Source organism: Confluentibacter citreus (assembly GCF_002807055.1).
In the GTDB taxonomy this organism is placed as follows: domain Bacteria; phylum Bacteroidota; class Bacteroidia; order Flavobacteriales; family Flavobacteriaceae; genus Confluentibacter; species Confluentibacter citreus.
Genome location: NZ_NIXN01000009.1, coordinates 214,315 through 221,546 on the forward strand (window position 1 = coordinate 214,315; position 7,232 = coordinate 221,546).

The window sequence follows — 7,232 nt, forward strand, 5'->3', positions numbered from 1 at the left end:
TGTAAATTAGCAAATCAAAATAAATATTAAACATTAACAATATAACATGGCACATACTGCTAGCATAGAAGTCAACGGAAAAAAAATAGACCTTCCAGTTATAGAAGGAACAGAGAATGAATTAGCGATAGATATTTCTAATTTCAGAAGCGAATCAGAAGGTGTGATTACTATAGATCCTGGATTTAAGAACACAGGTTCTTGCGAAAGCGGAATTACTTTTTTAGATGGTGAAAAGGGCATTTTAAGATACAGAGGTTACTCGATAGAAGAATTAGCTGAGAAAGCCGACTTTTTAGAAGTTGCCTATCTTTTGATTTTTGGAGAATTGCCTACAAAAGAGCAAAATGATAAATTCCATAACGATATTAAAGCTCAAGCTGTTGTGGATGAAGATGTAAAAAAAATAGTGGACGCTTTTCCAAAAACGGCTCATCCAATGGGCGTCATATCTTCGTTAACCAGTGCCTTAACAGCATTTAATCCAACCTCGGTTAATGTGAATTCTGAGGCTGATATGTATAGGGCCATTGTTAAAATTATGGGTAAATTTCCTGTGTTAGTAGCATGGACCTACCGTAAAAAACTGGGATTACCCTTAGATTATGGTGACGATTCCTTAGGATACGTTGAAAATATCTTAAAAATGATGTTCAGACAACCTAATGGCAATTATATCCAAAACAAAATTTTGGTGGATGCTTTGGATAAGCTTTTAATTCTACATGCAGATCACGAACAAAACTGTTCTACATCAACGGTTAGAATCGTTGGTTCTTCCCATGCAGGATTATTTGCATCATTATCTGCCGGAATATCTGCACTTTGGGGACCGCTTCATGGTGGTGCTAACCAAGCCGTGTTGGAAATGCTGGAGGCTATTAAAAATGATGGTGGTGATACTAAAAAGTACATGGCTAAAGCAAAAGACAAAGATGATCCGTTCAGATTAATGGGTTTTGGTCACCGTGTTTATAAAAATTTCGACCCCCGAGCTAAAATCATTAAAAAGGCAGCAGATGAAGTATTGGGTAATCTAGGAATTGAAGATCCCATTTTAGACATCGCGAAAGGTCTTGAGAAAGAAGCATTGGAGGATTCATATTTTGTAGATAGAAAATTATATCCTAATGTAGATTTCTATTCAGGGATTATTTATAGAGGTATGGGCATTCCAACCGATATGTTTACGGTTATGTTTGCTTTAGGTCGTTTGCCGGGCTGGATAGCTCAATGGCGCGAAATGCGTTTAAACAAAGAGCCAATAGGCAGACCAAGACAAGTGTATACTGGAGCAACACTAAGATCATTTGTTCCATTAGAAAATAGATAACACATCATTAAAATAAATTACCAAAGCTTCATAAGTTTACTTGTGGGGCTTTTTTATATTTACGTCATGCTAGAACTTAATGTAAAAAACGAAACGTCAAGATTACGGTCAGTCATTTTAGGAACTGCCAAAAGCAATGGCCCTGTGCCAAAAGTTGAGGATTGTTACGACCCCAAAAGTATTGAAAGTGTGTTGGCTGGAACCTATCCAAAAGAAGAAGATATGATTCTTGAAATGGATGCCGTTGAAACAGTTTTAAAAAAACATGGTGTACAGGTTTATAGACCCAATATTATTGAAGACTGTAACCAAATATTTTCACGAGACATCGCTTTTGTTATTGAAAATAAAATAATAAGGGCCAATATTTTGCCCAATAGAGGACGTGAAATTGAAGCCATACGTTATGTTTGGAATCAAGTAGATAGAAGTAACAGAATTGTTTTGCCAAAAGAATGCCATGTAGAAGGCGGTGATGTCATACTGTGTGACGATTATATTTTCATGGGGACATATTCTGGAGAAGACTATGCCGATTTCATTACAGCAAGAACCAATATGGATGCCGTAATTGCCATACAGGAATTATTTCCAGAAAAAACGGTAAAGGCTTTCGAGCTGCAAAAATCGAATACAAATCCTAGGGAAAATGCCTTGCATTTAGATTGCTGTTTTCAACCCATAGGAAAAGGAAAAGCTATTATCTATAAAGCGGGTTTTTTAATAGAACGCGAATACCAATGGTTGGTTGATTTTTTTGGAAAAGAAAACATATTTGAAATTACCCAAGACGAAATGTATAACATGAACAGTAATATTTTCTCCGTTTCTGAAGACGTTATTATTTCTGAAAAAAACTTTACCAGATTAAATACGTGGCTTCGCAAAGAAGGCTTTGTTGTTGAAGAAGTCCCTTATGCAGAAATTGGTAAACAAGGTGGCTTACTTCGTTGTACTACGATGCCTTTAATTAGGGATTAGGATTACGTGGTTTTTTGACTACATCTTCATTGTAAGTTAATTATAGGAAGCAATAAACTAATTTGAATATTTTAATTCTAACAAATAAAGTTATCGTTATTATAATTCAGGCCGTATAGTAAAACTATAATTATAAGCTTTATCTGTATAGAATATATAAGGTTTATGTGGTTTAGCTCCCCAACTATCATCGCCACCAACGCCCATCATTTTATGGTCTATATGAACCTCAACAAAATCCCTTTCCTTAATATCAATTGGAGTTCTCAAAGTCTTTACCTTTCCTTCATCAAAATCCGCGGTACTGTTATGCAAAGTGTTAAATTCAATGGGTTTACCATTTGCTTCAATCTTAAAACCCAATCCAGATGGATTGGTCAGGCTAAGCCATCTTGTATCCGTTTTATGTCCGTTTTCTTGTGGCCTGCCATAAACATAGTATTGATCAGCCACTTTAGATTGATAGAGACCCACAAAGGCAGCCGTGTTCCTGTCTATGTAGTTTTCCCAAGGACCTCGGCCATAATACTCTAGATTGTCAAATTCTTTGGGCATTCTAAACACCACACCGATACGTGGGATTTCTGGCAAGTCCGCATTGTATTTAAAAGTATAATCCACTTTAATGTCACCATTGCCATTAATGTTGTAAATCATATTTATGGTGCCTTCCACCGTTGGCAATTTTAATTTCGTGTTAACGGTTAATTCAGATGGGGAAACTATATTGTGATTTATGCTTTCTAAAGTGGCGTTATTGATGGCCTCTTTCCAGACTTCACATCGTATTTGCATTCTATTACCAAAATCATTATCCGTTGGGGCACGCCAAAACGTAGGAACCAATGGGTCATTAATCAATTCGGTGGTATTTAATTTGTAGGAGGTAATGGCTCCTGTTTTCTTGGAAACAGTAGCAGAGAAATTATTACCAGTAATTATAATATTATCAGGGCCATCTTTAATACTTACGGTGTTTGACTCCACCGGTTTAACCGCGATTTTTTCAAAAGTTGCTAAAGTTAACTGCTCTGAAGCAACTTCATGTCCCAAAGGAATCATTTTAGTGTCTTCATCTTGCAATGCGTATATATTTAAAAAATACTCCCGACCTTTTTCAGGATTGAAATTTTTTATGTCAAGACTAAATGTCTTTTCGGTTTGAGGCGAAACATCTATTGGTTTAAAGGTGCCTGTTTGAATGGCTTTGCCATCTTCCATTAAGTCCCAACGAACCAAATAAGTATCTAAATTCGCGAAAAACTGTTCATTCAAAATGGTAATTGTTCCATCAGAAATTTTTAAATCTTTAAAATGGATGTTTTGATAGACTTTTTTCACTTCAAACAAACCTGGGTGTGGTGTTAGGTCTGCGTTTACTAAACCATTAAAACAGAAATTGCCATCCGTGTAAACGCCTTCTGGTTCAAAATGTCCTCCATAAGCCCAGAACTTCGTGCCATCTTCTGCGTATTTCGTAAGCCCTTGATCCATCCAATCCCAAATAAAACCACCTTGTATTTGTCTGTTGCCACGAACCAAATCCCAATATTCCTTAAAGTTACCAGAGCTATTACCCATAGCATGGGAGTATTCGCACCATATAAATGGACGTTCCGCATCGCTTCCAACCCAACTTTTCGTTATCCAGTCAATTGAGGCGTACATATTTCCTATAATATCGGTGTGACGTTCTGTAATGTCTGTTTCTTTTTCAGCACGTTCATAGTGTACGGGGCGGTTTGTATCACGAGCATGAATGGCTTTATAAGCCTCTAAAAAATTTGGTCCGGTTCCAGCTTCATTGCCCATGCTCCATACAATTATGGATGGATGGTTTTTATCTCGTTCAACCATGTTTATAATCCGCTCCACATGGGCTGCCTTCCATTCTGGCTTATTTGCCAACGTCTGTTTTGGATTATAACCCATGCCGTGCGATTCTACATTGGCTTCATCATATATATACAAACCATATTGGTCGCAAAGTTTATACCAAAGTGGATCATTGGGATAGTGGCTTGTGCGAACGGCGTTAATGTTGTTCAGTTTCATCATTTTTATATCTGCCAGCATGTCTTCCTCGTCAATAACATGCCCATGATCTGGGTCATGCTCATGGCGGTTAACGCCTTTTAGAAAAATAGGTTTGCCATTTACCAATAACTGACCACCCTTAATCTCGGTGGTTCTAAACCCTATTTTTATGGAAGTGGCTTCAATGGTCTTTCCTTTGCCGTCAGCTAGGTTTAATACTAACGTATATAAATATGGATTTTCAGCAGACCATGTATTCACTTTAGGGATTTTCCCAGAAAAGCTTAATTTGTTTACAGTTGAATCTTTAATGCTGAATGTATTTTCGTTTGATAGAACGTGTTTTCCTTCAGCATCCAGAATCTGGTATTGCAGTTTTAAATCGGATATTTTTTTAGACGATGTGTTTTTAATTTCCGCTTCTAAAGCAAATTCACCATTTTCATAATTGGCATCCAATAGTGCTTTGGCAAAAAAATCACTTATATGGGTTTTTGGTCTTGCAAATAGGTAAACATCACGCTGAATGCCCGATAATCTCCAAAAATCTTGATCTTCCAAATAACTGCCATCGGTAAATTTAAAGACTTTTACCGCCAATTTATTAGTGCCCTTTTTTAAATAAGGTGTGATATTGAATTCCGCAGGGAGCTTAGAGTCCTGATTATACCCCACTTTGTTTCCATTTATCCATAGGTAATACCCCGATTTTACAGATCCTAATTGAATATAAACTTCCCGGTTTAACCAGTTTTCGTCAACCTCGAAATGAGTGATATAAGAACCTACTGAGTTTTGGGAATCTTTTATAAATGGTGGATTCTTCTCAAAAGGATAGACAACATTAGTATAATGAGGATATCCATAGCCATACATTTCCCAATTTCCAGGAACAGGAATTTCATCCCATGTACTATCATCAAAACCAACATTCTGGAAGTCAGGGATGCCTTTGTCCGAATGGTCAGTGAAGTTAAATTTCCATTTCCCGTTTAAGCATTTAATAAAGTTTTCATCTTCTGGATTGTCAAGTAAGGCTTTGTCTAATGTTGAATAAGCATAAAAAGTAGCACGTGCTTTTTCTCTATTTTGTTGGAACATTTCTGGGTTTTCCCAATCGTTTTGACCGAAAGTGTTTTGGCAAGATGCGATTGCTAATAAAAAGCTGATTGCGAATAGATAGAAAATGATTTTTTTCATTTTTAAGTAAATTTTAAGAAAAACGAAGTTCGGTTTTTTTTATTAATTATTCAATTCTTTTAAGTTCTAAAAATTAGTATTTTAGTAGAATGTCATAATATTTTATTAGAAACTATAAATAGCATTAGTGAAATTAAGTTTCGTAAAATATTTTGTGTAACCATTCCATTTTTTTTACATTTGGAAACCAACCACACCACCTATCAATAAGATATTTATAAGACGGTTGTACTGAACCTAGAACTAATATGAACATATCCAAAATACAAATTTTTGCATGTCTTTTGATTCTCTCGTATTCCTGCAAAGATGATAGTGTCAGAAAGAAGAAGGAGACCACGGCCAATACGCTTTTCTCCTTGATGGACAGTGAACTGACAAACATCGATTTCAACAATACCGTAGAGGAGACTGCCGATTTTAATGTTTTGAAATATTATTATGCCTATAATGGAGGGGGCGTTGCGATAGGTGATATTAACAACGATGGGCTCCAGGACATCTATCTTACCTCCAACCAGCAGTCCAACAAGCTGTACCTGAACAAAGGTGATTTTGAGTTTGAGGACGTTACCGAGAAGGCAGGTGTTGGGGACATGGGGGGCTGGACCACGGGGGTCAATATGATAGACATCAACAACGATGGATGGATGGATATCTATGTATGTAAGTCTGCTTCTCTTGAGAGTAATAATCTTAGGCGGAACAAGTTATTCGTCAACCAAAAGGATGGGACATTTAGGGAAGAGGCCCAAAAATGGGGACTGGACGATGATGGTTTCTCGATCCAATCCTACTTTTTTGACTATGACAATGATGGCGACCTGGACATGTTCCTTATTAACCATAGATATGATTTTTTAAATTCGGATAATCTTCAAAATATAAGGAGAGACAATAATCTGATACCCCAAACATCGGATCACCTCTACAGGAACGATGGCACGAAGTTCACCGATGTTACCTTGGAAAGCGGTATCATTAACAAAGAGTTTAGCTTGAGTGCCTCCATAGGCGATTACAACAACGATGGTTGGCTGGACGTGTTCGTTGCCAACGATTTTATTACCCCTGATATGCTCTACATCAACAATAAGAACGGCACCTTTACAAATCAAGTTAAAGAAAGGATGAAGCATACATCTTTTAGTAGCATGGGTTCGGATTATGCCGATGTCAACAACGATCTTTTGCCCGACCTGCTTGTTCTGGATATGTCCGCTGAAGACCACCTTAGAGGGAAACAAAACATGCCAAGTATGGATACCAATGGTTTTTGGAATATGGTAAATTCAGGATTCCATTATGCCTATATGTCCAACATCCTTAACCTTAACAACGGCAATGGCTCCTTTAGCGATGTGGCACAGTTTTCGGGCATTTCCAAGACCGATTGGAGCTGGGCACCACTGATTGCCGACTTTGACAACGATGGGCTCAAGGACATCTTTGTGACCAACGGTATCAAAAGGGAAATAGCCAATCAAGATTTTGGTAGTTTTCTTGATACTGAACAAGATTCAATTCGCGATATGGGCATCAACCAGCTTTTAGATGTTATACCCTCAAATAAGCTTCAGAACTATGCGTTCAGGAACGAGGGGGAGCTTTCGTTTTCCAATGTCATAGACGACTGGGGCTTTGGGAAGGCCGTCAACTCGAACGGTGTCGCCTATGGTGA

The 7,232-nt window shown here is 37.4% G+C and carries 4 protein-coding genes; 3 read left to right on the plus strand and 1 reads right to left on the minus strand.

The annotated features are described in order from the left end of the window. The first annotated feature begins 46 nt into the window (after positions 1–46). Both CDH49_RS14955 and CDH49_RS14960 read left to right on the plus strand, forming a co-directional pair. Positions 47–1,333 carry a citrate synthase gene (locus tag CDH49_RS14955; protein ID WP_100616328.1) on the plus strand — a complete coding sequence of 429 codons (1,287 nt, stop codon included), beginning with the start codon at positions 47–49 and terminating at the stop codon, positions 1,331–1,333. Between the two features lie 66 nt (positions 1,334–1,399). Further along, positions 1,400–2,314: a dimethylarginine dimethylaminohydrolase family protein gene (locus tag CDH49_RS14960; RefSeq protein ID WP_100616329.1), complete on the plus strand. Its 915-nt coding sequence runs from the start codon at positions 1,400–1,402 to the stop codon at positions 2,312–2,314. A 99-nt stretch (positions 2,315–2,413) separates the two neighbouring features. Here the strand turns inward: CDH49_RS14960 and CDH49_RS14965 are convergent, their stop codons facing one another. Then, positions 2,414–5,551: a glycoside hydrolase family 2 TIM barrel-domain containing protein gene (locus CDH49_RS14965; RefSeq protein WP_100616330.1), complete on the minus strand. Its 3,138-nt coding sequence runs from the start codon at positions 5,549–5,551 to the stop codon at positions 2,414–2,416. A gap of 248 nt (positions 5,552–5,799) precedes the next feature. Here CDH49_RS14965 and CDH49_RS14970 point away from each other — a divergent pair. Then, the coding region (locus tag CDH49_RS14970; RefSeq protein ID WP_162296725.1) for an FG-GAP repeat domain-containing protein at positions 5,800–7,232 on the plus strand (1,433 nt) is incomplete at its 3' end.

Bases quoted from the DNA above. Each gene is read 5' to 3' on its own strand.
- CDH49_RS14960 (WP_100616329.1), top strand. From the start codon at position 1,400: ATGCTAGAACTTAATGTAAAAAACGAAACGTCAAGATTACGGTCAGTC.
- CDH49_RS14955 (WP_100616328.1), top strand. From the start codon at position 47: ATGGCACATACTGCTAGCATAGAAGTCAACGGAAAAAAAATAGACCTT.
- CDH49_RS14965 (WP_100616330.1), bottom strand. From the start codon at position 5,551: ATGAAAAAAATCATTTTCTATCTATTCGCAATCAGCTTTTTATTAGCA.